The sequence below is a fragment of the Pseudomonas sp. R62 genome, assembly GCF_000257605.1.
GTDB lineage: Bacteria > Pseudomonadota > Gammaproteobacteria > Pseudomonadales > Pseudomonadaceae > Aquipseudomonas > Aquipseudomonas atacamensis.
This window is the reverse complement of record NZ_JH635998.1, coordinates 1602388-1622733: the sequence shown is the minus strand read 5'-3', so window position 1 is coordinate 1622733 and position 20346 is coordinate 1602388. Positions and strand designations below refer to the sequence as shown.

Below are 20346 nucleotides of genomic sequence, written 5' to 3'. Positions count from 1 at the left end.
GTCGGCTACCTCGGCGTTGGCGTGAAGCTGCCGTGGGGCAACCCGCAGGAAAAGGCCCGCGCCGAACGCATCGCTGCCGGCTTCAAACACGCCGAAGTGCTGCCGAAGCTCAATCTGGCCGGCGTCGGCAAAGTCCTCGCCGGCGCGCAAGCCTGCGTGGCGGTGGACACCGGGCTCGGCCATCTGGCCGCTGCGCTGGATGTACCGACGATTTCGTTGTTCGGCCCGACCAATCCGGGCCTCACCGGCGCCTACGGCAAGCTGCAGATTCATCTGGCCAGCGACTTCCCGTGCGCGCCCTGCATGCAGAAAAAATGTACCTATCAACCGACCGAGCAGGATGCCCGTCAGTTTGACCTGAAACGCGAGCAGCCTTTGTGCTTCACGCGTGTGAACCCCGAGCGTGTCGCCAGCCGACTGAGCACGTTGTTAATGGCTGAGGAGTTGCGCTGATGCAATTGGCATTTGTCCTGTACAAATATTTCCCCTTCGGTGGCTTGCAGCGCGATTTCATGCGCATCGCCCTCGAATGCCAGAAGCGCGGCCATCAGATTCGCGTCTACACGCTGATCTGGGAAGGTGACGTACCGCCGGGTTTCGAAGTGCTGGTGGCGCCGGTCAAGGCGTTCTTCAACCACCGTCGCAACGAAAAGCTCAGCGCGTGGATGGCAGCGGATCTGGCCAAGCGTCCGGTCGATCGCTTGATCGGCTTCAACAAGATGCCGGGCCTTGACGTCTACTACGCCGCCGACGGCTGCTTCGAAGACAAGGCGCAGAACCTGCGCAACTCGCTGTACCGCCGTTGGGGCCGTTATCGCCACTTCGCCGAGTATGAACGCGCCGTGTTCGCCAAGGACGCGAAGACCGAAGTGTTGATGATTTCCGAAGTGCAGCAGCCGCTGTTCATCAAGTATTACGACACGCCGCTCGAACGCTTCCACCTGCTGCCGCCGGGCATTGCCCAGGATCGTCGGCGGCCGGCGAATGCCGATGAGATTCGCGCCGGTTTCCGCGCTGAATTCGATCTCAAGGACGACGACCTGTTGCTGGTGCAGATCGGCTCCGGCTTCAAGACCAAGGGTGTCGATCGCAGCCTCAAGGCGCTGGCCGCGCTGCCGGCCGAGTTGAGAAAACGCACTCGGCTGTTTGTAATCGGCCAGGATGACCCCAAATTGTTCCAGATGCAGAGTGCGACGCTGGGCCTGGGTGACAATGTGACCTTCCTCAAAGGGCGCAGCGATATCCCGCGTTTCCTGCTCGGCGCCGACCTGTTGATTCACCCGGCCTACAACGAAAACACTGGCACCGTGCTGCTTGAAGCGCTGGTGGCCGGTTTGCCGGTGTTGGTCAGCGCGGTCTGCGGTTACGCCCATTACATTGCCGAGGCCGATGCCGGGCGCGTGCTCGACGAGCCGTTCGAGCAGGCGCAGCTGACGCAATACCTGACCGAGATGTTGAGCAACGACGCTGCACGGGCGGCCTGGAGCCGTAACGGTCTGGCCTTCGCCGAGACGGCCGACCTCTACAGCATGCCGCAGCACGCGGCGGATGTGATTCTGGCGGAGCACGCTTAATGAAGTTGATGCTGGCTGAACCGTTCAAAAGCCTTTGGGCCGGACGCGACCCGTTCGCCGCAGTCGAAGGCTTGCAGGGCGAGGTATACCGCGAGCTGGAAGCGCGCCGGACATTGCGCACGGAAGTCGACGGCCATGGTTTTTTCGTCAAGATCCACCGTGGCATCGGTTGGGGCGAAATCTTCAAGAATCTGCTGACCGCCAAGCTGCCGGTGCTCGGCGCCGGGCAAGAGTGGAAGGCCATCCAGCGCCTTCAGGAAGTCGGCGTGCCGACCATGACCGCCGTCGCCTACGGCGAGAAGGGCCGCAACCCGGCGGATCAGCATTCGTTCATCGTCACCGAAGAGCTGGCGCCGACCATCAGCCTCGAAGACTTCAGCATTGACTGGGTCAAGCAGCCGCCGGAGCCAACACTCAAGCGCGCATTGATTGCCGAAGTCGCGCGGATGACCGGGATGATGCACCGCGCCGGGGTCAATCACCGCGACTGCTACATCTGCCATTTCCTGTTGCACACCGACAAACCGGTCACGCCGCAGGATTTCAAACTGTCGGTGATCGATCTGCACCGAGCCCAGACCCGCGCAAAGATCACTCAGCGCTGGCGCAACAAGGATCTGGCGGCGCTGTACTTCTCCGCGCTGGACATCGGCCTGACCCGCCGCGACAAACTGCGTTTCCTCAAGGGCTACTTCCAGCAACCGCTGCGGCAGATTCTGGCAGAAGAGGCGCCACTGCTGAGCTGGCTGCAAGGCAAGGCCGACAAGCTCTACGCGCGCAAACAGCGTTACGGGGATGCGCTCTGATGGCGGGCTGGACACTGGAGCCGCAGTACAGCGACCTCGCCGAAGATTTCGGCAGCCTCGAAGCTGTGTTTGCCTTGCAGGGCGAACGCCTGACCCGCGATCCGCTGTCGGAAGTCGTTCGGGTGCAGCGCGAAGGGGTCAATTACTACGTCAAACGCTACGTCGGCGCCGGTAAGGGCCTGCGCCGTTACCTCGGCAAGCCGCGAGTAAAAATGGAATGGCAGAACCTCAAGCGCTTCGCCAAGTGGGGCATCCCCACGGCCGAGGTGGTGGCCTGGGGCCTGGAGCGGCGCGGCGCGGCCTACAATCGGGGCGCGATGATCACCCGTGAGCTGCCCAATACCGAAGACCTCTCGGCGCTGGCCGAGCGCAAGGATCCCCGGCTCAAGGATCGCGCCTGGGTCGACGGTGTCAGCCAGCAATTGGCCGGTTACACCCGGACCATGCACGACCATCGGTTTACGCATAACGATTTGAAATGGCGCAACCTGCTGATCGACGATCAGGCGCGCATCTTCCTCATCGACTGCCCCAACGGCGAATTTTGGCGCGGCTTCTGGCTCAAGTACCGGATCACCAAGGACCTCGCCTGTCTCGACAAACTGGCCAAATATCACCTGTCCAACACCCAGCGCCTGCGCTTCTACAAGCAGTATCGCCAGTGTGATCGGCTCGATGTCGCCGACAAGAAACGGATTCGCCACGTGGTGAGATTTTTTGAGGGGCGCGAATGACTGATTTTCTTGCCGAACAGGACCGCGCACTGCTGGAGCGCCACGGTCTCGGCAATTTCGACGCACTGTGGGCAAAACAGCTTGAAGCTGTGGATGAGCCCAACACTGCCGGTGGCGGCTGGAGCAGCGTGTTCCGCCTGGATCTTGAAGGCCAGGGCTATTACCTCAAGCGACAGAGCAATTACCTGACGCGGACCTTGCAGGCGCCGTTTGGCGAACCGAGCTTTGCCCGCGAATTTCGCAACATCAGCCGTTATCGCAAGTTGGGCATACCGGCATTGCAGGCGGTATTTTTCGGTGAGCGCAAGGTCGCCGGGGAAGTGCGCGCCATTCTGCTCACCCGCGCCCTGGATGGCTGGAGCGACCTGGATTCGTTGCTGGCGCGCTGGACGCAGCTCAGTGCCGCGCAGCATTCGGCCGTTCTCACCGCTTGCGGGCTGTTGGCGCGGCGGCTGCACGGCGCGCGTCAGGTGCATGGCTGTTTCTATCCCAAACATATTTTTCTGCGCGCCACCGGCGACGGCTATGAGGCGCAACTGATCGATCTGGAGAAAACCCGGCCGTTGCTGTTCGGCATGCGTGATCGGGTCAAGGATCTGGAGCCGTTGCAACGCCGAGCGCCGCAGTGGAGCGAGGCCGACTTGCGCCAATTGCTTGCGGCTTATCTCGACCAGCCGACTGACAGCTCGTTGCTCGACAGCTGGCTGACCCGACTGACAGCGCGGCGCAGCCACAAGGAGACCCGCTGATGCAATTGTCCGAGCTGGCCCGCTCCGGGCGCGCACCCACACTGCCATTGACCGTTACCCTGGCGGACGCCGCCGGTGCGGCGGATTTACAGTTGCTGAGCTTGCTGCGGGTGTTGCCCGGGCAGCGTTACGTTGGCGCAGGTGTCTGGCGCGGTCGGCCGGTGCTGGCCAAGTTATTGGTCGGCAGCAAAGCTGCGCGGCATTTTCAGCGTGAGCTGCAAGGCGTGCGCTTGCTCGCTGCGCAGGGCATGACGACGCCGCTGTTATTGGCCGATGGGCTGAAGGACGGCGAGGGTGGCTGGCTGCTGTTCGAATTTCTCAAGGGTTCCGAGAGCCTCGGTGATGCCTGGGCCAAGGTCGAGTCTCTGCCGGCGCTGGCCGATGAGCAAACCGCCGTTTTGGCCGAAGCGCTGGATGCGATCGGTCGGATGCATGGCAAAGGACTCTGGCAGGAAGATCTGCACTTGGACAATCTGCTGCGTCACGGCGGTCAGTTGTACCTGATCGATGGCGCCGGCGTTCGTGCGGAAGCGGCGGGGCAGCCACTGTCCCGACAAAGAGTGCTGGAAAACCTCGGGGTGTTTTTCGCCCAGCTACCGAAGTCACTCGAGCCGTTCACCGAAGAGTTGCTGGTCTATTACCTGTTGAGCAACAGCGAACATGCGTTGCCGCTGGAGGCGTTGCAAAAACAGATCGACAAGGTGCGCAACTGGCGACTCAGGGATTACCTGATCAAGGTTGGCCGCGACTGCACGTTGTTCGCCGTGCAGCGCGGCGCATTTGGCCTGCGCGCCATTCGCCGCGAAGAAGAAGCCGCGATGCTGCCAGTGCTCGAGCAAGCCGACGCTTTGCTTGATCAGGGGCATTTGTACAAGACCGGCGGCGCGGCCAGCGTTGGCAGAGTAGAGGCGCACGGCCGCACGCTGGTTATCAAACGCTACAACATCAAGGGCTTTGCCCATTGGCTCAAGCGCTTCTGGCGCCCGAGCCGTGCCTGGCATTCGTGGCGTGAGGGCAATCGCCTGGCGTTCCTTGGCATCGCCACGCCGAAACCGCTGGCGGTACTGGAAAAGCGTTTCCTTTGGCTGCGTCGCAGTGCCTATCTGGTGACCGAATTCCTGCCGGGACCAGACATCATCGAGCGCTTTGCACCCTACGTTGAGAGCGGCCAGGCGCCGGAAGCCGAGTTGCTGGCGCTTGATCAACTGTTTGCCCGATTGATCGCCGAGCGCATCAGTCATGGCGACTTCAAAGGCCACAACCTGTTCTGGCAGACGGATCGCTGGGCGCTGATCGACCTCGACTCGATGTGTCAGCACGCCTCGGTTGGCAGTTTCGCCCCGGCCTACGCCCGCGATCGCGCGCGGTTCATGCGTAACTGGCCTGAAAGTAGCGCGTTGTATCGGGTCATTGATGAGCGGCTGCCGAAAGGAGTCTCCAGCGCGGGGTGATTCCTTCTCACGAGCAGACTGGTTCTTGCAAAGGACCCGGTCCACTGCGAAACGGAGTCTGTGGGCAGTAGCGGACAAAATACAGCGATCTGTCCTACAACTTCTCCAGAAGCCATGAACTGTGCCCTGCTCGGGCTCGATGCTAATTTGCCTGACGATCTCGGAGGGCGAATCTTGAGCATGAAAAAAATTCTGATGCTGGGCGTAATATCTGCGGTGGTCTCAGGCTGTGGCAGTGTCTCGACCGTTTTACAGGGCGACGCCGATGCTGCCCGTGACCTGCGCAAAAAGAAGACCTACTGCCAATCGATTCCGCGCATCTACAGTGGCCTGGCCTTCGATTTTTGCACTTTGAATGCGCCGCCCGATCCTACGGGTATGCTGGCGCCGTTTGTTTTGTTCGATCTTCCGCTGTCCGCCGTGTTCGATACGGTTTCGCTGCCTTACACGGTATATCGGCAGATTACCGATTCAAATCTGAGTATTTACTGGCGCAGAGACGGCTATTGAGTCGTTGAACCTGTTGATTCGGACCAATCGTGCAGGTGGCAATTCGCACAAGGTAATTCCCGTCATGTTTACGCTATAATCCCGCCCTTTAGCTGCCGCTCGCCCTGTGCGAGGGCACATCAATTTTCAAGGCGCATCGCGCCTGCATGCAGACTAAAGAGGCTAGACCCCTGTGGCATTGACGATTCTTGGCCTGTCCGGCGCCCTTAGCCATGATCCTTCCGCAGCGTTGTACATCGACGGCAAGCTGGTCGCGGCGGCTGAGGAAGAGCGCTTCGTACGCGATAAACATGCAAAGAACCGCATGCCCTACGAATCGGCGAAATTCTGCCTCGAGCAGGCCGGTATCAAACCTTCGGACGTTGACGTGGTGGCGATTCCTTTCGCCCCGATCAGCCTGTTCGGCAAGGCCCGCTGGCACTACGCCAAGCGCTACTGGTACGCCCCGGATCGCGCTCTCGATGCGATCCTGATGGGCAACCGCCGCTACAAGCGCTATCGCAACAAGATCGTCTGGTGCCTCGAGCAACTGGGCTTTGATCCGAAGAAAATCAAGATCGAACCGGTCGAGCATCACTTGGCTCACGCCTCCAGCGCCTATCACTGCTCGGGTTTCGAAGAGAAAACCGCGATTCTCGGCATCGACGGCAAGGGTGAATACGCCACGACCTTCTTCGGTTACGGCGAAAACGGCAAGATCCACAAGATCAAGGAATTCTTCGACCCGGATTCCCTCGGTGGTCTGTACGGTGCGATCACTGAATTCCTCGGTTTCGAGATGCTCGACGGCGAGTTCAAGGTCATGGGCATGGCGCCGTACGGCGATGCCAGCAAGTACGATTTCTCGCGTCTGGCCTCGTTCGAGAATGGCGAACTGGTGATCAACACCGACTACGCCAACGTCATCGGCCTGCGTCGCTATAAAGAGAAGGGCAAGGGTTTCTACTTCTCGCCGAAGCTGATCGAGTGGCTGGGTCCGAAGCGCGAAGGCGACATCGCTGATGAGCCTTACATCCACTACGCCGCGAGCATGCAAGCGCTGTTCGAGAAGCTGGCGCTGCAGATGATCGACCACTATCTGGGCGACGTGCTCAAGGAAACCGGCAAACTGGCTTTCGCCGGTGGCTGTGCGTTGAACGTCAAGCTGAACCAGAAAATCATCGCCCGCGACGACATCAAAGAGCTGTTCGTACAGCCTGCGTCCGGCGACGCCGGCACCGCGGTCGGCGCTGCCGCTTACGTGTCGCACGCCCGTGGCGTACCGGTCGAGAAGATGGAGCACGTCTACCTCGGCCCGTCCTACAGCAACGAAGACGTTATCGCCGCCTGCGCCCGTCACGAGAACAAGCCGACCTGGCGCAAGCTCGACAACATGCCGGAGCAGATCGCCCAGATCATGGTCGATGGCAACCCGGTAGCCTGGTTCCAGGGCCGCATGGAATTCGGCCCGCGGGCGCTGGGTGGCCGTTCGATCATCGGTTGCCCGAGCGTGGCCGGTGTCGCCGACCGCATCAACCATCAGATCAAGTTCCGCGAGCGCTGGAGGCCTTTCTGCCCGTCGATGCTCGACACCGTCGCGCCGCAGATGATCAAGATCGATCACCCGGCGCCGTTCATGACCTTCACCTTCGAAGTCGCCGAAGAATGGAAAACCCGCGTGCCGGAAGTTGTCCATGAAGACGGTACTTCCCGGGCTCAGGTGCTCAAGCGTGAATACAACCCGCGCTACTACGACATGATGAAGGCGCTGGAAAACCTCACCGGTAACGGCGTGTCGCTGAACACTTCGCTCAACCGTCGTGGCGAGCCGATGATCTGCTCGCCGACCGACGCGCTGAACATGTTTTTCGGCTCGGATCTGCAGTACCTGATCATGGAAGACATTCTGGTGGTCAAAGAGGGCGCGAACGCTTATGACTCGCTCGGCTGAACGCCATGTGCTGCAGTTCTGTCACGGCTATGACGGGCCGTTCCTGGACTGCGCACGGCAGTACGCCAGCCTGTTCGCCGGCACCGGCTATCGGGTGACCACGGTGTTTCTGACCGGGGCCGCCGATAGCGAGGTGGCCGCAGCGTGCGCTTCCGATGAAGTGTTGTTCATGGAGTACAGTTCCAAGGCCATTCGGGGCCTGAAACTGGGGGCTATCGGCGATCTGCGCAAGATCGTCGCCTCACGCAATTTCAGTCTTTGCATCGCCCATCGCTTCAAGCCGATCTATATCGCCTTGCTCGGCACCTCGCTGCCAGTGATTGGTGTGCACCACGCATTCGGCGATTACCAGCGTGGCACGCGTAAGCTCTTCGCACATATTTTCCGCCAGCGCCTGAGCCTTCTCGGCGTGTCGGATGCAGTGCGTGACGACATGCGGCGTTGCCTGCCGAAGTGGCCGGCAAGCCGAATCCAGACGTTGTACAACCGCATCGATGTGCCTGCACTGCAAGCCCGTCAGGTACCTTCCGAAGAAGCGCGGCAGATCCTCGGGCTGTCGCCGGATGCCTGGATCGTCGGCAACGTCGGCCGCCTGCACCCGGACAAGGATCAGGCCACGTTGCTGCGCGGGTTTGCCCAAGCGCTGCCGGGCCTGCCGGACAATAGTCAGCTGGCCATTCTCGGCAGTGGTCGCCTGGAGCAGGATCTCAAGGGTCTGGCCCGTGAGCTGGGCATTGCCGACCGAGTGCTGTTTCTCGGTCAGGTGCCTGATGCGCGCAATTATTTCCGCGCCTTCGATGTGTTCGCCTTGAGCTCCGATCATGAACCGTTCGGCATGGTCTTGCTGGAGGCCATGGCCGCCGGCTTACCGTTGCTGGCCACCGCGTGCGGCGGGGCGAAGGAAGTGGTGGAGGGTGTGGGCATTCTGTTTCCATTGGGCGATGCCGAGCATCTGGCTCAGGGGCTGCAACACCTGGCCGCGATGGATGCGCAGCAGCGTCGTCAATGTGCGCAGATGATGCTCGAGCGACTGCATGAGCATTTCTCCGACCGTGCGGTGCGCGAGACCTTCTGGCGCCTGCCGCCAGTTACCGATCTGGCAACGAGGGGCTGATGCTCAACCGATTTCAAGGCTGGCGCGAACGTGGCTGGTCGCCCGTTGACGCCTCGACCTACGCCACTGCCTGGCAACGTTATGGCGGCAGCGTGGCGACGCATCCGCTGGTCATCGAGCGCCTGGCGAACCTGGCCGGGATCCCGGTGCGTTATCTGGCCTGGCAGCAGCAAGGCGAGGTCAAAGCCGCCATCGCTACCTGGGGGCGCGACATGGCTCTGTCCAAGGACGTACTCAAACGCAACGGCAAGAAAGGCCTGTTCGACCTCGGCAATGCCGAGCTGATCCTGCCGGCCGCCGTCGATGCTCAGGCACCGCTGCGGCATCGGGCGCGCTATCTGTCGGCACTCAACGAAAGCCGTTTCAGTGGCCTGAAGTTGCAGGCTGAGCAACTGGCCATGGCCCGCACGCCGGAAGAGTTGTCGAAAAAGTTTCGCTATAACCAGCGTCGAGAGCTGCGTCTGCTGGAAGAAGCGGGCGGTGTGGTGCGAGCGGTCAGCGAGTTTTCCAGCGTTGAGCTGGCCGCGATGTACTGCGATCTGTTTCAACGCCGCTGGGGCTTTCCGGCGACCGGCGCGGCGCGCATGGCCGAGGTCATCGAGTTGCTGCGCGAGCTGTTGATCGGCTCGGTCATTTTCCTCAACGATGCGCCGATTGCGATTCAATTGGTCTACCGCGTTGAGGCGGCAGAATGGATCAGTGTCGAATACGTGAATGGCGGCGTGGATCCCGAAACCCGCGAGTTCAGCCCCGGCAGCGTGCTGAGCTTTCTCAATACGCAAAGCGCCTGGGAAGACGCACGGGCACTCGGCAAGCCGTTGCGTTTTTCATTCGGTCGCGCTGATCGTGAATACAAGGACCGCTGGTGCAACCCTGTGCCGGTGTTCACCGTATGAGCCAGACCATGAGCCGCAAACAGCAATTGCTCAAGCGCCATCGACGCAACAAGCGCGTGGCTATGTTGGTCGCGCTGGCCGCCATCATCGCGCTGAGCGTGCTGGTCGTCTGGTGGCTGGCGCCGGTGTTGCTGATTGGCGGCTGGATCGCCCATGAAGCGTGGTTTGCCGATCATCTGTTCTACGCGCCCGGCGACGATTACCAATACAGCTTCCCGCCCTATACGTCGCAGCCGAAGGTTCATCTGCACGGCGAGCAGTTGCGTCTGGATGAAGGTGTGATGCTGGCCGATGACGCTACGCTGATCCTGGCGGTGCGGGTCAAAAGCACCTGGCTGGGGCGCTTTCTCGATCCTTGTATCGCGTTGTCGGGCGGCGCCAATCCTGACGTGCAGACTTTTGAACGCGGTGTCGGCGGCCTGCGCTATCTGAACCTCAGCGGTCAGGCGCAAGCGTTGTCCGAAGGAGTGTTGCGTCTGCGTGGCCGTTTCTGTCGAGTGTCGGGCGAGCCGGTACTGTGGGCGCTGGAACACGCTGATTATCGTCGCCAGCGGGTCATGGTCATTGCCCCTCACGCCGACGATGCGGAGCTGGCGGCGTTCGGCTTGTACAGTCAGGCCGATGAAGCCTGGATCGTTACCCTGACTGCTGGTGAAATCGAGTCCGAACACTATCAGCAGATGGGCATGAGCAAGGTCGAAGCCGCGCGGCTGAAGGGACGTTTGCGCGCCTGGGACAGCCTCACCGTGCCGCAATGGGCCGGTGTCCCCCAGGAACGCTGCGTGCAGTTCGGGTATTTCTGCCTGCAACTGGCCGCGATGCGTGACAACCCGAATCAACCGGTGGGCTCGCGCGAAGCGGACTTGAGCGATACCCGCCTGTTCCGTCAATTCAATCCATTTGTGCTCCCGGGGGACGCCGATGGCGCGCCGACCTGGAACAATCTGCTGGCCGATCTGCGCGAAACGATGCTGCGCGCTCGTCCGGACGTCATCGTGCTGCCGCATCCGGCGCTCGACCCGCATGCTGACCACATCTGCGCGCAGCAGGCTGTGCTTGAAGTGTTGAAAGGTCTGGACTGGCAGCCGACACTGCTCGGTTATGCCAACCACCTGCACGATAACGACCGGTGGCCGATGGGTAATAGTGGTGATGGCGTGGCTCTGCCGCCAGCCTTTGATGCTGGCGTGCCGGTGCAGCCTGTATGCCTGGCGTTGTCCGCAGAGCAGCAGCGTGACAAAGCCATGGCCCTGGGCATGATGCATGACTTGCAGCCGCCTGCGCCGTTCAAGCGTCGCTTGCGTCGCAGCCTGCAGCGATTGCTGGCTGGGCGCTCCGGTTCGCCTTATGGCGAAAACGAATTTTTCCGCAAGGCGGTTCGGCGACATGAACTGTTCTGGCGTTTGTAACGACACAGGCGCCCGCGCAAGACTTTCTTGCGGGCGGGCATGTTCAGGTTTGCTCGGGTTGCTGTTGCGGCAAGGAAGACAATGAAAGTTCTATTTCTGGTGCAGAAAGATCAACGGGCCATTCTCGATCGGTTGTACGAGGGTGTCGCCGCCCATTGTGAGTGCGATCTGCGCTGGTTGAGCGGTGACGAGCAGCGCAATCTGCGTCGATACTTTCGCCGCGAAGTAGACGTTTCCCGCTATGACCGCATCGTGTTTTTCTTGCGCTTCAAGCAGGAGATCCGTCAGGTCGGATTTATTCGCACCATCCCCAATCTGGTGATTCTGGAGCACGACGCCTATCAGAATTACATCCCCTGCAAGTACACCGGCAAGTTCAGTGCGCACTATCGGCGTTTGCCGTGGGCACGCGTGATCAGTTCCGGTTTCGTGGTGACCGAGCGCCTGCGCTCGGAGGGCTTCGACGCCGTGTTCGTGCCCAAGGGCTACGATCAGACGCAATTGCAGGACCAGAGGCGCGAGCGGGATATCGAACTTGCCTTCGTCGGCAGTACCAACAGTGTGGCCTACAGCGGTCGCAAGGCACTGCTGGATGAATTGGGCCAGGTCGAGCCGCTGCTGGTGACGCGGACCAAGTCCGGGGCTGAATACCTGGAAACGCTCAACCGTATCCGCTTTTTTGTCAGCGCGGACGTGGGCATGGGCGAGTTCATGATCAAGAACTTCGAAGCCATGGCTTGCGGCTGCGTCCTGCTGGCCTATGATCAAGGCGCCGCCGAAGCTGCGGCGCTGGGTTTGCAGGACATGCACAACGTGGTGTTCTATCAGACGATCGCGCAGTTGCAGGAAAAACTGGCAAGGCTGCGCGAGGATCCGCAACTGGCGCAACGCATCGCTGACAACGGTCGCGAACTGGCGGTGGAGCAGTTCAGCTTCGCGCGGATCGGTCAGCGCATCGTTGAAGAGCTTGAGCCACCGCTGTGTGAGCGGGCGCCGCTGAGTCTGCTGGAAAAAATCCGCCTGAAAGTGGGCATTTGACAAGTGTCATATAGCCAGTGATATTGCTGGCGACTTCTGATTAACGAGATTTCGGTGCAATTTTCCAAAGAAAGCCAGATTACATTGGTGGTTACCAGCTGCGGTCGACTCGATCTGCTCAAGGCCACTCTCGATAGCTTCGACCGGTACAACACGGCACCCATTCGTGAAGTGTTCATCACCGAAGATGCCGGCGACGAAGGCGTTGCCGGGATTCTGCCTGCTCACTGGAAAGAGCATTGCACGATCTTCGTCAATCGTCCGAAGTTGGGCCAGTTGGCATCGATCGACCTGGCCTACGGGCAGGTCAGCACACCCTATATCTTTCATTGCGAAGACGACTGGGAGTTCTACCGTCCAGGGTTCGTGGAAGACTCGATGACCGTTCTGCAGGCCCGGCCGGAAATTCTGCAGATCTGGTTGCGCAGCTATAATCACGATCTGCGGGTTCACAGTCCTTACATCCATTTGGGCGCGCGCGAGATTGTCGATGGCGTTGCGTGTTATCCGCTGATTTCCGACAAGCCGGAGTGGCAGGGGTTCTCGCTGAACCCTGGGTTGCGCCGACTCGAGGATTATCGGTTGTGCGCGCCTTTCGCCGGCCATGGTGGCGAGAAGGCCTTGTCACAGCGCTACTCGCAACTGAACAGGGAGGCCTTGATACTCGAGGCAGACGCGGTCATGCACACCGGTTTCGGTCTGCATGTGCAAACGGATGTCGAGCGCGAACGCAAAGCGCGCCGCAATCGCCGCGAACAGATCAAATTTGCCTTGTTTCTGTTGCTGGGAGTCTGCATTGGCTGGTTCATCAACTGAGTTCGAGTACCGCGCAGCTTGTCCCCGCAAATCCGTGCAACGGCTTTCTGCCCTATGAATATTCTCAATATCATGTGGGCCGGTGGCGCTCCGTTCGCATCAATCCATAAAGTGCATCAGCAGATACTCTCTCAGGCTGCGCCGTCGGCGGTGGTCAAAACCTGGCTCCTCCAGGGGCAGGGAGCCGAGTGCGGCGTGGATGTCGGTGAGGTCCGGGAGTGGCGGTTATCGTCAGCCCGCCTGAAGGGACGGCATTTCTGGCGTTTGGCCAAACCCGTGATGCGGGCGAGGTTTCGCCAGGCGCTCGTGGACAGTGACGCTCGATTGCTGCTGCTGGACGGCATGGGTGTCGCACGCACGTTGTTACCGGTCCTCAAGAAACTGCCGCATATCCGCGCGGTAGTGATCTTCCACGGTTCGGCGCGTTTGAATGCCGGCGACCAGGCGCTCTTTCAGGCAATTCCTGCGTCCCGGCTGACATTGGTTGCCGTTTCCAGCACCCTTGCCGATTCACTGGCCCGCGATCTGCAGATGCCTGTCACCGCGCTGCGAAGTGCGTTCGATCCTGAGGCGTTTCGCGCTGACCTGTTCACCCGCGAGCAAGCCCGGACACGGCTGGGTTTGCCGCAAGGCGATACGCCAGTATTGGGCGCGGTAGGGCGGCTGGTCTCCGAGAAGGGTTTCGGCTATCTGCTGGATGCCTTTGCCGCAGCACTCGACACCCGCCCGGACTTGCGCCTGGTCATTGTTGGCGAAGGCTCCAAACGCGCGGCGCTGGAGCAGCGCATCGACGCGCTTGGCTTACAGGAGAAGGTCTTGCTGACCGGCCATCTGAACGAAGCAGCGCAGCTTTATCGTGCGTTCGACTGGGTGGCCATCCCTTCGCTGGAAGAGGGCCTGGGTCTGGTCATGCAGGAAGCGGTGATGGCCGGCGTACCGGTGCTGTGCAGCGATCTGGAGGTGTTCAGCGAACAGCTGGGCAGCGCCGGCTGGTATGCGCCGGTCAATGACACGAAAGCCTGGGCCGAGGCCATCGACCGCGCCTTCAATGCCTCATCTCAAGCGATCAATGCCGAGCAGTACCGGATGCTTGCACCGGACGAGGCCTGGTCGAGCTTCAGCCAGGCTGCCCGCGCATTGTTTTCATGACGACAAGACCGCGCGCTCAAGTGCCTGCATCGGAAAGCTGTCGTTCAGCTTTTCGCGCGCAATATAGCGTGCGAAGTGTTGCAGGTTGCGTTTGATCAAGCGCTTTGGCAACGGTCCGCGGGTGAAGCGCATGTCGGCGACATCGATCAGGCCCATGCGGTTGTCTGGCGTGACCACGATGTTGCCAAGATGCAGGGAGCGGAAATAGATGCCCGAGCGATGCAGGCTGCGTATCAGGGCGGCGAGGTCCGGCAACGCCTGCTTCCACTCGAATCCTTGTTTGCTGGCGATCTGACGCAGCGTCTGCCCTGGCAGAGGCTCATACAGCACGGCGGTCATGCCTGGTTTTTCAAGGCGAAAGAACTGCAGGATCTGCAAGGTCGGTACGCCGAGTTTTTGCAGCTCGACGGCATTGTCGATGAACCGCTTCGAATAGGGGCGCAGCAGAGCGGATGAAAAAAACCGCTTGCGACGGAACAGTTTGAGAATTTTTCCATCTTGCAGCAGGTAGACTTTCGGCCCGTAGCTGTCCGCTTCCAGCACTTTGGCAGCGTCGATCATTTGGTCTAGAGCGGCTTGGGAGAGCCGGGAGCATCGCATCGTAGGAAGCCTTGTCGAAAGTGCGGGGTGTAGTAGCGGGCAATGATGCCGAAAAGTTTCGATTTTAACCATGCCGCGTCGCATGGGCGAACCCTTGTCAGGAGCAGATTGATGCAGGAAACACGCTGGGCGCAACTATGGATGGCGACGGGGCTCTTGTGGTTTTTACTGGCCATTGCCTTAGCGCCCACCAACAAGGTTTACCAACAGGGGCTGGTCGCTCTCGTCTGGTTGCCGGCGCTATTGCTGGGCTGGCCTGCGCGGCATCGCGTCAGGGAAGTGCTTTACGAGCAACGCTGGATCTACCTGCCGTTGCTCGGATTGCTGGTCTGGTCGCTGATCAGTCTGGCATGGACAAACGCACCGGAAACGGGTCGCGAGGCCAAGCGTCTGTTGTACATCGTGGTGTTCCTGCTGTTTTTTCCGGTGTTTGCCAGCGGACGCCCCGAGCGGTTGATTCGCCTGATGCAGTGGGGCGGTCTGGGATTGGCGGTGACGGCGCTGGTGGCGATTGTCAGGTTCTACGTCATTGACGGCAACGCCTGGTCTGCGCGGGTGGAAGGTCTGGGTGAACTGGCGCATCCGATCCTCGGCGGCTATGTCATCGGCCTCGCGGCCGTGTGGCTGGCCCTGTGGGCGCCGCGTGATTTGATGCGGCAAGGGATCTGGGCGCTGGCGTTGACGGTGCTGGTTGTTTTTGTCCTGATGAGTCAGAGCCGCGGTGCGGCGTTGGCGCTGTTTCTGACCATCCTGGCCATGCCGATCTGGTGCCGTGACCGACACAGCCGAATCGTCGCAGCCGTGGCACTGGTGGTGGCGATTGCGGCGCTGTGGCTGTTCGAGCCGTTGGTGCTGGCGCGCGGGGTCTCGTATCGTCCGCAGATTCTGATGGCTTCTCTGGATATGATCGCCAAGCACCCCTGGGGCGGGCTGGGTCTGGGTGGGGACTATCGGGTGCTCTGGTCTGGAATGACCTTCGATCACGCCCACAACCTGTTCACCCATGTCGCGATCGTGCTGGGTCTGCCGGGACTGCTGTTATGGTCTGCCGTCTGGTTCGGCGTGATTTTCCAGGCGTGGAAAGTTCGGGAAACGGTGTATGCCCGCGGTGTTATCGGTATCTGGCTGTTCTCGACACTGGCGATGCAGTTCGACGCTGCCAGCCTGACCGGCACCCCGCGCGCCGAGTGGTTCATCAGCTGGCTGCCGTTGGGGCTTGCCAGCGTTTTGGTATGGGCGCGGGCCAATGGCGGCGCTTGTGATAAAATTTCGCGTTCTTCTTAACCAGTGAGCTCTACGATGACTGACGCACCGCCCAAAGCGGAACAGGAATCCAGCCTGAAAATCTACTTTCGGCTGTTGGGGTACGTAAAACCCTATATCGGTCTTTTCCTGCTGAGTATCGTGGGCTTCGTGATCTTTGCTTCCACGCAACCGATGCTGGCCGGGATTCTCAAGTATTTTGTCGATGGCCTGAGCAATCCCGAAGCGGTGCTCTTCCCCAATGTGCCTTATCTGCGAGACGTGCAGCTGTTGATGGCTGTGCCGTTGCTGATCATTTTGATCGCAGCGTGGCAGGGCCTTGGCTCGTTTCTCGGCAACTATTACCTGGCGAGGGTTTCGTTGGGGCTGGTGCATGACCTGCGTATCGAATTGTTCAACAAACTGTTGGTACTGCCCAACCGCTATTTCGATACCCACAACTCGGGTCATCTGATCTCGCGCATCACCTTCAACGTGACCATGGTCACCGGCGCCGCCACCGATGCCATCAAAGTGGTGATCCGCGAAGGCCTGACCGTGGTTTTCCTGTTCGCCTATCTGCTCTGGATGAACTGGAAGCTGACCTTGGTGATGCTGGCGATCCTGCCTGTGATCGCGTTCATGGTCGGCAACACCAGCAAGAAATTCCGCAAGCAGAGCAAGAAGATTCAAGTGGCAATGGGCGATGTCACCCATGTCGCCTCCGAAACCATTCAAGGCTATCGCGTCGTGCGCAGTTTTGGTGGCGAGGCTTATGAGCAGCAGCGTTTTGCGGCGGCCAGTCAGAGCAACACCGACAAACAGTTGCGCATGACCAAGACTGGCGCCGTGTATACGCCGATGCTGCAGCTGGTGATCTACACCGCCATGGCCGTGCTGATGTTCCTGGTGTTGTTCCTGCGCGGTGATGCAACGGCCGGTGATCTGGTCGCGTACATCACGGCAGCAGGTTTGCTGCCGAAGCCGATCCGGCAATTGTCCGAAGTCAGCTCGACCATTCAGAAAGGCGTGGCCGGTGCTGAAAGCATTTTCGAGCAACTCGACGTTGAACCGGAAATCGATACCGGCACGATCGAGCGTGATCGGGTCAGTGGCCACCTGGCGGTGAACAACCTCAGCTTCACTTACCCGGGCACCGAACGGGAAGTGCTGAAAAACATCAGCTTCACCGCGTCACCAGGTCAGATGATCGCACTGGTCGGGCGTTCCGGCAGCGGCAAATCGACGCTGGCCAGTCTCATTCCGCGCTTCTATCACCACGAGACCGGCGAAATTCTGCTCGATGATGTCGAGATCGAAGATTATCGCCTGCGCAATCTGCGCCGCCATGTAGCGCAAGTGACCCAGCACGTGACGCTGTTCAACGACACCATCGCCAACAACATCGCTTACGGCGATCTTGCAGGCGCGCCTCGCGAAGATATCGAGAAAGCCGCCAGGGATGCATTTGCCATGGACTTCATCGCGCAGATGCCTCAAGGCCTGGATACCCAGGTCGGCGAGAACGGTGTGTTGTTGTCTGGTGGCCAGCGTCAGCGTCTGGCGATTGCCCGGGCGCTGTTGAAAAACGCCCCACTGCTGATCCTTGACGAAGCGACTTCGGCCCTTGATACCGAGTCCGAGCGGCACATTCAGGCGGCACTCGACCATGTCATGAAAGGTCGCACCACGCTGGTCATTGCCCACCGTTTGTCGACCATCGAGAAGGCCGATTTGATCCTCGTCATGGATCAGGGCGAGATCGTCGAACGCGGCACTCATGCCCAATTGCTTGCTCACAATGGCTATTACGCGCGGCTGCATGCGATGGGGCTGGATGCTCCGGCCGAAGACATTGCCTGATCTGCGGACCAGGGTGAGCCAGCCTCACCCTCGTGTATTCCCGGTGCGCGCGATCCTGTTAATATCGCGCCCCTGTTCATTTTGTATGTGGGTTGCTCCATGAAATTGTCGATGCCGCGATTCGATCAAGCCCCTGTCTTGGTGGTCGGCGATGTCATGCTCGACCGTTACTGGCATGGCGGAACCTCACGGATTTCCCCTGAGGCACCGGTGCCGGTGGTCAAGGTCGAGCAGATCGAAGATCGCCCGGGCGGTGCCGCCAACGTGGCGCTCAACATTGCCGCGCTGGGCGCGCCGGCATCGCTGGTGGGCGTGACCGGCGATGACGAAGCCGCCGACAGCCTGAGCAACAGTCTCAAGGGCGCCGGCGTGCGCGCCTTGTTCCAGCGCATCGCGCACCAGCCGACCATCGTCAAGCTGCGGGTCATGAGCCGGCATCAGCAACTGCTGCGTATCGATTTCGAAGAGGTGTTCGCCACCGATGCGCTGGCACTGGCCGCGCAGGTCGACGAACTGCTGGAAGGCATCAAGGTGCTGGTGCTGTCGGATTACGGCAAAGGTGCGCTGAAGAATCATCAGACGCTGATCCAGGCCGCCCGTGCCAAAGGCATTCCGGTGCTGGCCGATCCCAAGGGCAAGGATTTTTCGATCTACCGCGGTGCCAGCCTGATCACGCCGAACCTCAGCGAGTTCGAAACCATCGTCGGTGGTTGCGCCGATGAGCACGAACTGGTGAGCAAGGGTGCCGTCCTGATGCAGGACCTCGACCTCGGCGCACTGCTGGTGACCCGCGGCGAACACGGCATGACCTTGTTGCGCCCGGATCATCCGGCGTTGCACCTGCCGGCCCGCGCCCGCGAAGTGTTCGACGTGACCGGTGCCGGCGATACGGTGATTTCGACATTGGCGGCAGCCATTGCCGCTGGCGAAGAACTGCCGCACGCCGTGGCGCTGGCCAATCTGGCAGCAGGTATCGTCGTCGGCAAGCTCGGTACAGCAGCGATCAGCGCCCCGGAGCTGCGCCGCGCCATTCAACGCGAAGAAGGTTCGGAGCGAGGTGTGCTGGGTCTTGAGCAACTACTGCTGGCGGTTGACGATGCCCGTGCGCACAACGAGCGGATTGTTTTCACCAATGGCTGCTTCGACATCCTCCATGCCGGCCACGTGACCTATCTGGAGCAGGCCCGCGCTCAAGGCGATCGTCTGATCGTCGCGGTCAACGATGACGCCTCGGTCAGCCGCCTGAAAGGCCCGGGCCGGCCGATCAACAGCGTTGACCGACGCATGGCGGTACTCGCCGGTCTCGGCGCGGTGGACTGGGTGATCAGCTTTTCTGAAGGCACGCCGGAAAACCTGCTGCGCGAGGTCAAGCCGGATGTGTTGGTCAAGGGTGGCGATTACGGCATCGATCAGGTAGTCGGCGCCGATATCGTCACCGCCTACGGCGGCACGGTGAAAGTGCTGGGGCTGGTGGAGAACAGCTCGACCACAGCAATCGTGGAAAAGATCCGCGGCCAATAAGCTCAAGAGATCGCAGCCTGCGCCAGCGCCTGCACAATTCTGTTCAGGCGCTGGCGCAGGCTGCGATCTTTTTGCTTTTCAGGAATTCACTTTCTTGCGCGGTACGATTTTCTTCAGCAGCTGCCTGGCCTTGCCGCGCAGGCGTGCCAGTCCAGTGGCCTTCTCCGCTGGCGTCAGGCCCTGTTGGCGCAACCAGTCCTTCCAGCGAATCCGCTCATCGCGCACCAGCCAGCCATCCTGGCGGGCAAAGCTTTCAGCCAGATACAGACCGCGGGTACTCGCCGGATACAGTTGATCCTTTTTCAGGGTGTACAACTCGGGCAGCGGCTGACCGTCGTGCAATGGCATCAAATACAGGTCAGGCCGTTTGCGATCGAGCCGCGCCACCAGTTGATCGCCTTCCAGGCGCTCGTCGACATGAAACAGGCTCAGGGATTTGGCTTCCTTGGGTACGTCCAGGCGCAGGTCATAGATCAATTGCAATGACGCCGTCGGCAAATGCACGTAGGCCCGTGGCCGCTCCAGCAATTGCAGGTTGGCGCAGCGCACCGGCCGTGCTGAACCGGACAGCGGTGTCAGGCGAAACGGCAGCGCTTCGCGGTAATGCAGCGCAGCGGAGTAGGGCGCCGGCAACCAGGTGTCATTGAAACGCCCACCGAGCCAGCCTTCCGGGGTTTCCAGCAGGCACTCTTCGGCAATTTCCTGAATTGCTGTGTGCAGCGGAATATTCAATTCGTGGGCCGGCACGTAGCCGGAAATCAGCTTCAGTACCACGTCGCCGCGATCCTGCCGACGCTGGCGCACCAGCACCCAGTAATCGCGGTTCTGCCAATGCAGGGTCAGGCGCACGGACACGCCGAGGTTGGCCAGTTCCAGGGCGAAGCGCTCGCTGTCGGCGACGCTGACCGGTTTACGCCGTTGCAGGGTCTGGGCGAAGTTCAGCG

At 60.6% G+C, this 20346-nt stretch carries 19 protein-coding genes; 17 read left to right on the top strand and 2 right to left on the bottom strand.

Annotated elements, in window-relative coordinates:
* The 14 genes from OQK_RS08525 to OQK_RS08460 form a co-directional block, all read left to right on the top strand.
* A partial coding sequence (locus OQK_RS08525; RefSeq protein WP_016772000.1) for a glycosyltransferase family 9 protein occupies positions 1 to 453 on the top strand: 453 nt, incomplete at its 5' end.
* Positions 453 to 1574, top strand: coding sequence for a glycosyltransferase family 4 protein (locus tag OQK_RS08520; RefSeq protein ID WP_016771999.1), 1122 nt, complete (start codon positions 453 to 455; stop codon positions 1572 to 1574). The genes OQK_RS08525 and OQK_RS08520, both read left to right, overlap by 1 nt.
* Entirely contained in the window at positions 1574 to 2380 is an 807-nt protein-coding gene (gene rfaP / locus OQK_RS08515) for a lipopolysaccharide core heptose(I) kinase RfaP (RefSeq protein ID WP_016771998.1), read from the top strand. Before OQK_RS08520 ends, rfaP begins: the two co-directional genes overlap by 1 nt.
* Positions 2380 to 3114, top strand: a complete 735-nt coding sequence (locus OQK_RS08510; RefSeq protein ID WP_016771997.1) for a lipopolysaccharide kinase InaA family protein — start codon at positions 2380 to 2382, stop codon at positions 3112 to 3114. Before rfaP ends, OQK_RS08510 begins: the two co-directional genes overlap by 1 nt.
* On the top strand, positions 3111 to 3863 hold the full coding sequence (locus OQK_RS08505; RefSeq protein WP_016771996.1) for a lipopolysaccharide kinase InaA family protein: 753 nt from the start codon (positions 3111 to 3113) through the stop codon (positions 3861 to 3863). Before OQK_RS08510 ends, OQK_RS08505 begins: the two co-directional genes overlap by 4 nt.
* The gene (locus OQK_RS08500) at positions 3863 to 5314 is read left to right on the top strand and encodes a lipopolysaccharide kinase InaA family protein (RefSeq protein WP_016771995.1); all 1452 of its coding nucleotides are present in this window, start codon (positions 3863 to 3865) and stop codon (positions 5312 to 5314) included. The genes OQK_RS08505 and OQK_RS08500 overlap by 1 nt, the downstream gene beginning before the upstream one ends.
* Positions 5315 to 5494: 180 nt before the next feature.
* Positions 5495 to 5824 carry a YceK/YidQ family lipoprotein gene (locus tag OQK_RS08495; protein ID WP_443216328.1) on the top strand — a complete coding sequence of 110 codons (330 nt, stop codon included), beginning with the start codon at positions 5495 to 5497 and terminating at the stop codon, positions 5822 to 5824.
* A gap of 172 nt (positions 5825 to 5996) precedes the next feature.
* Positions 5997 to 7754 (top strand): carbamoyltransferase family protein, encoded by a 1758-nt coding sequence (locus OQK_RS08490; RefSeq protein WP_016771993.1) that lies wholly within the window; start codon positions 5997 to 5999, stop codon positions 7752 to 7754.
* Positions 7738 to 8868 carry a glycosyltransferase gene (locus OQK_RS08485; RefSeq protein ID WP_016771992.1) on the top strand — a complete coding sequence of 377 codons (1131 nt, stop codon included), beginning with the start codon at positions 7738 to 7740 and terminating at the stop codon, positions 8866 to 8868. The genes OQK_RS08490 and OQK_RS08485 overlap by 17 nt, the downstream gene beginning before the upstream one ends.
* Positions 8868 to 9764, top strand: a complete 897-nt coding sequence (locus OQK_RS08480) for an antimicrobial resistance protein Mig-14 (protein WP_016771991.1) — start codon at positions 8868 to 8870, stop codon at positions 9762 to 9764. The genes OQK_RS08485 and OQK_RS08480 overlap by 1 nt, the downstream gene beginning before the upstream one ends.
* Positions 9765 to 9772: 8 nt before the next feature.
* Positions 9773 to 11173, top strand: a complete 1401-nt coding sequence (locus OQK_RS08475) for a PIG-L family deacetylase (protein ID WP_038861150.1) — start codon at positions 9773 to 9775, stop codon at positions 11171 to 11173.
* A gap of 81 nt (positions 11174 to 11254) precedes the next feature.
* Positions 11255 to 12211, top strand: coding sequence for a glycosyltransferase (locus OQK_RS08470; protein ID WP_016771989.1), 957 nt, complete (start codon positions 11255 to 11257; stop codon positions 12209 to 12211).
* A gap of 54 nt (positions 12212 to 12265) precedes the next feature.
* Complete coding sequence (locus OQK_RS08465; protein WP_016771988.1) at positions 12266 to 13027, top strand: hypothetical protein; 762 nt, start codon at positions 12266 to 12268, stop codon at positions 13025 to 13027.
* Positions 13028 to 13081: 54 nt separating this feature from the next.
* Positions 13082 to 14176: a glycosyltransferase gene (locus OQK_RS08460; RefSeq protein ID WP_024011333.1), complete on the top strand. Its 1095-nt coding sequence runs from the start codon at positions 13082 to 13084 to the stop codon at positions 14174 to 14176.
* On the opposite strand, the gene OQK_RS08455 is transcribed toward OQK_RS08460, so the two are convergent.
* Positions 14171 to 14776, bottom strand: a complete 606-nt coding sequence (locus tag OQK_RS08455) for a lipopolysaccharide kinase InaA family protein (RefSeq protein ID WP_038860760.1) — start codon at positions 14774 to 14776, stop codon at positions 14171 to 14173. The genes OQK_RS08460 and OQK_RS08455 overlap by 6 nt on opposite strands.
* Before the next feature lie 111 nt (positions 14777 to 14887).
* Here OQK_RS08455 and OQK_RS08450 point away from each other — a divergent pair, with 111 nt between their 5' ends.
* From OQK_RS08450 to hldE, 3 genes are all read left to right on the top strand, one after another.
* Positions 14888 to 16060 carry an O-antigen ligase family protein gene (locus tag OQK_RS08450; RefSeq protein WP_016771985.1) on the top strand — a complete coding sequence of 391 codons (1173 nt, stop codon included), beginning with the start codon at positions 14888 to 14890 and terminating at the stop codon, positions 16058 to 16060.
* 15 nt (positions 16061 to 16075) lie between these two features.
* Positions 16076 to 17881, top strand: coding sequence for a lipid A export permease/ATP-binding protein MsbA (gene msbA / locus OQK_RS08445; protein ID WP_016771984.1), 1806 nt, complete (start codon positions 16076 to 16078; stop codon positions 17879 to 17881).
* A 99-nt stretch (positions 17882 to 17980) separates the two neighbouring features.
* Positions 17981 to 19402 (top strand): bifunctional D-glycero-beta-D-manno-heptose-7-phosphate kinase/D-glycero-beta-D-manno-heptose 1-phosphate adenylyltransferase HldE, encoded by a 1422-nt coding sequence (gene hldE, locus OQK_RS08440; RefSeq protein ID WP_016771983.1) that lies wholly within the window; start codon positions 17981 to 17983, stop codon positions 19400 to 19402.
* Positions 19403 to 19480: 78 nt separating this feature from the next.
* Here the strand turns inward: hldE and OQK_RS08435 are convergent.
* The coding region (locus tag OQK_RS08435; protein WP_038860758.1) for a hypothetical protein at positions 19481 to 20346 on the bottom strand (866 nt) is incomplete at its 5' end.

What these genes read in the sequence shown, in the direction of transcription:
- OQK_RS08450 (WP_016771985.1), top strand. Translation starts at nt 14,888, where the DNA reads ATGCAGGAAACACGCTGGGCGCAACTATGGATGGCGACGGGGCTCTTG.
- hldE (WP_016771983.1), top strand. Translation starts at nt 17,981, where the DNA reads ATGAAATTGTCGATGCCGCGATTCGATCAAGCCCCTGTCTTGGTGGTC.
- OQK_RS08470 (WP_016771989.1), top strand. Translation starts at nt 11,255, where the DNA reads ATGAAAGTTCTATTTCTGGTGCAGAAAGATCAACGGGCCATTCTCGAT.
- msbA (WP_016771984.1), top strand. Translation starts at nt 16,076, where the DNA reads ATGACTGACGCACCGCCCAAAGCGGAACAGGAATCCAGCCTGAAAATC.
- OQK_RS08455 (WP_038860760.1), bottom strand. Translation starts at nt 14,776, where the DNA reads ATGCGATGCTCCCGGCTCTCCCAAGCCGCTCTAGACCAAATGATCGAC.
- OQK_RS08480 (WP_016771991.1), top strand. Translation starts at nt 8,868, where the DNA reads ATGCTCAACCGATTTCAAGGCTGGCGCGAACGTGGCTGGTCGCCCGTT.
- OQK_RS08520 (WP_016771999.1), top strand. Translation starts at nt 453, where the DNA reads ATGCAATTGGCATTTGTCCTGTACAAATATTTCCCCTTCGGTGGCTTG.
- OQK_RS08495 (WP_443216328.1), top strand. Translation starts at nt 5,495, where the DNA reads ATGAAAAAAATTCTGATGCTGGGCGTAATATCTGCGGTGGTCTCAGGC.
- OQK_RS08505 (WP_016771996.1), top strand. Translation starts at nt 3,111, where the DNA reads ATGACTGATTTTCTTGCCGAACAGGACCGCGCACTGCTGGAGCGCCAC.
- OQK_RS08510 (WP_016771997.1), top strand. Translation starts at nt 2,380, where the DNA reads ATGGCGGGCTGGACACTGGAGCCGCAGTACAGCGACCTCGCCGAAGAT.
- rfaP (WP_016771998.1), top strand. Translation starts at nt 1,574, where the DNA reads ATGAAGTTGATGCTGGCTGAACCGTTCAAAAGCCTTTGGGCCGGACGC.
- OQK_RS08475 (WP_038861150.1), top strand. Translation starts at nt 9,773, where the DNA reads ATGAGCCGCAAACAGCAATTGCTCAAGCGCCATCGACGCAACAAGCGC.
- OQK_RS08485 (WP_016771992.1), top strand. Translation starts at nt 7,738, where the DNA reads ATGACTCGCTCGGCTGAACGCCATGTGCTGCAGTTCTGTCACGGCTAT.
- OQK_RS08500 (WP_016771995.1), top strand. Translation starts at nt 3,863, where the DNA reads ATGCAATTGTCCGAGCTGGCCCGCTCCGGGCGCGCACCCACACTGCCA.
- OQK_RS08460 (WP_024011333.1), top strand. Translation starts at nt 13,082, where the DNA reads ATGAATATTCTCAATATCATGTGGGCCGGTGGCGCTCCGTTCGCATCA.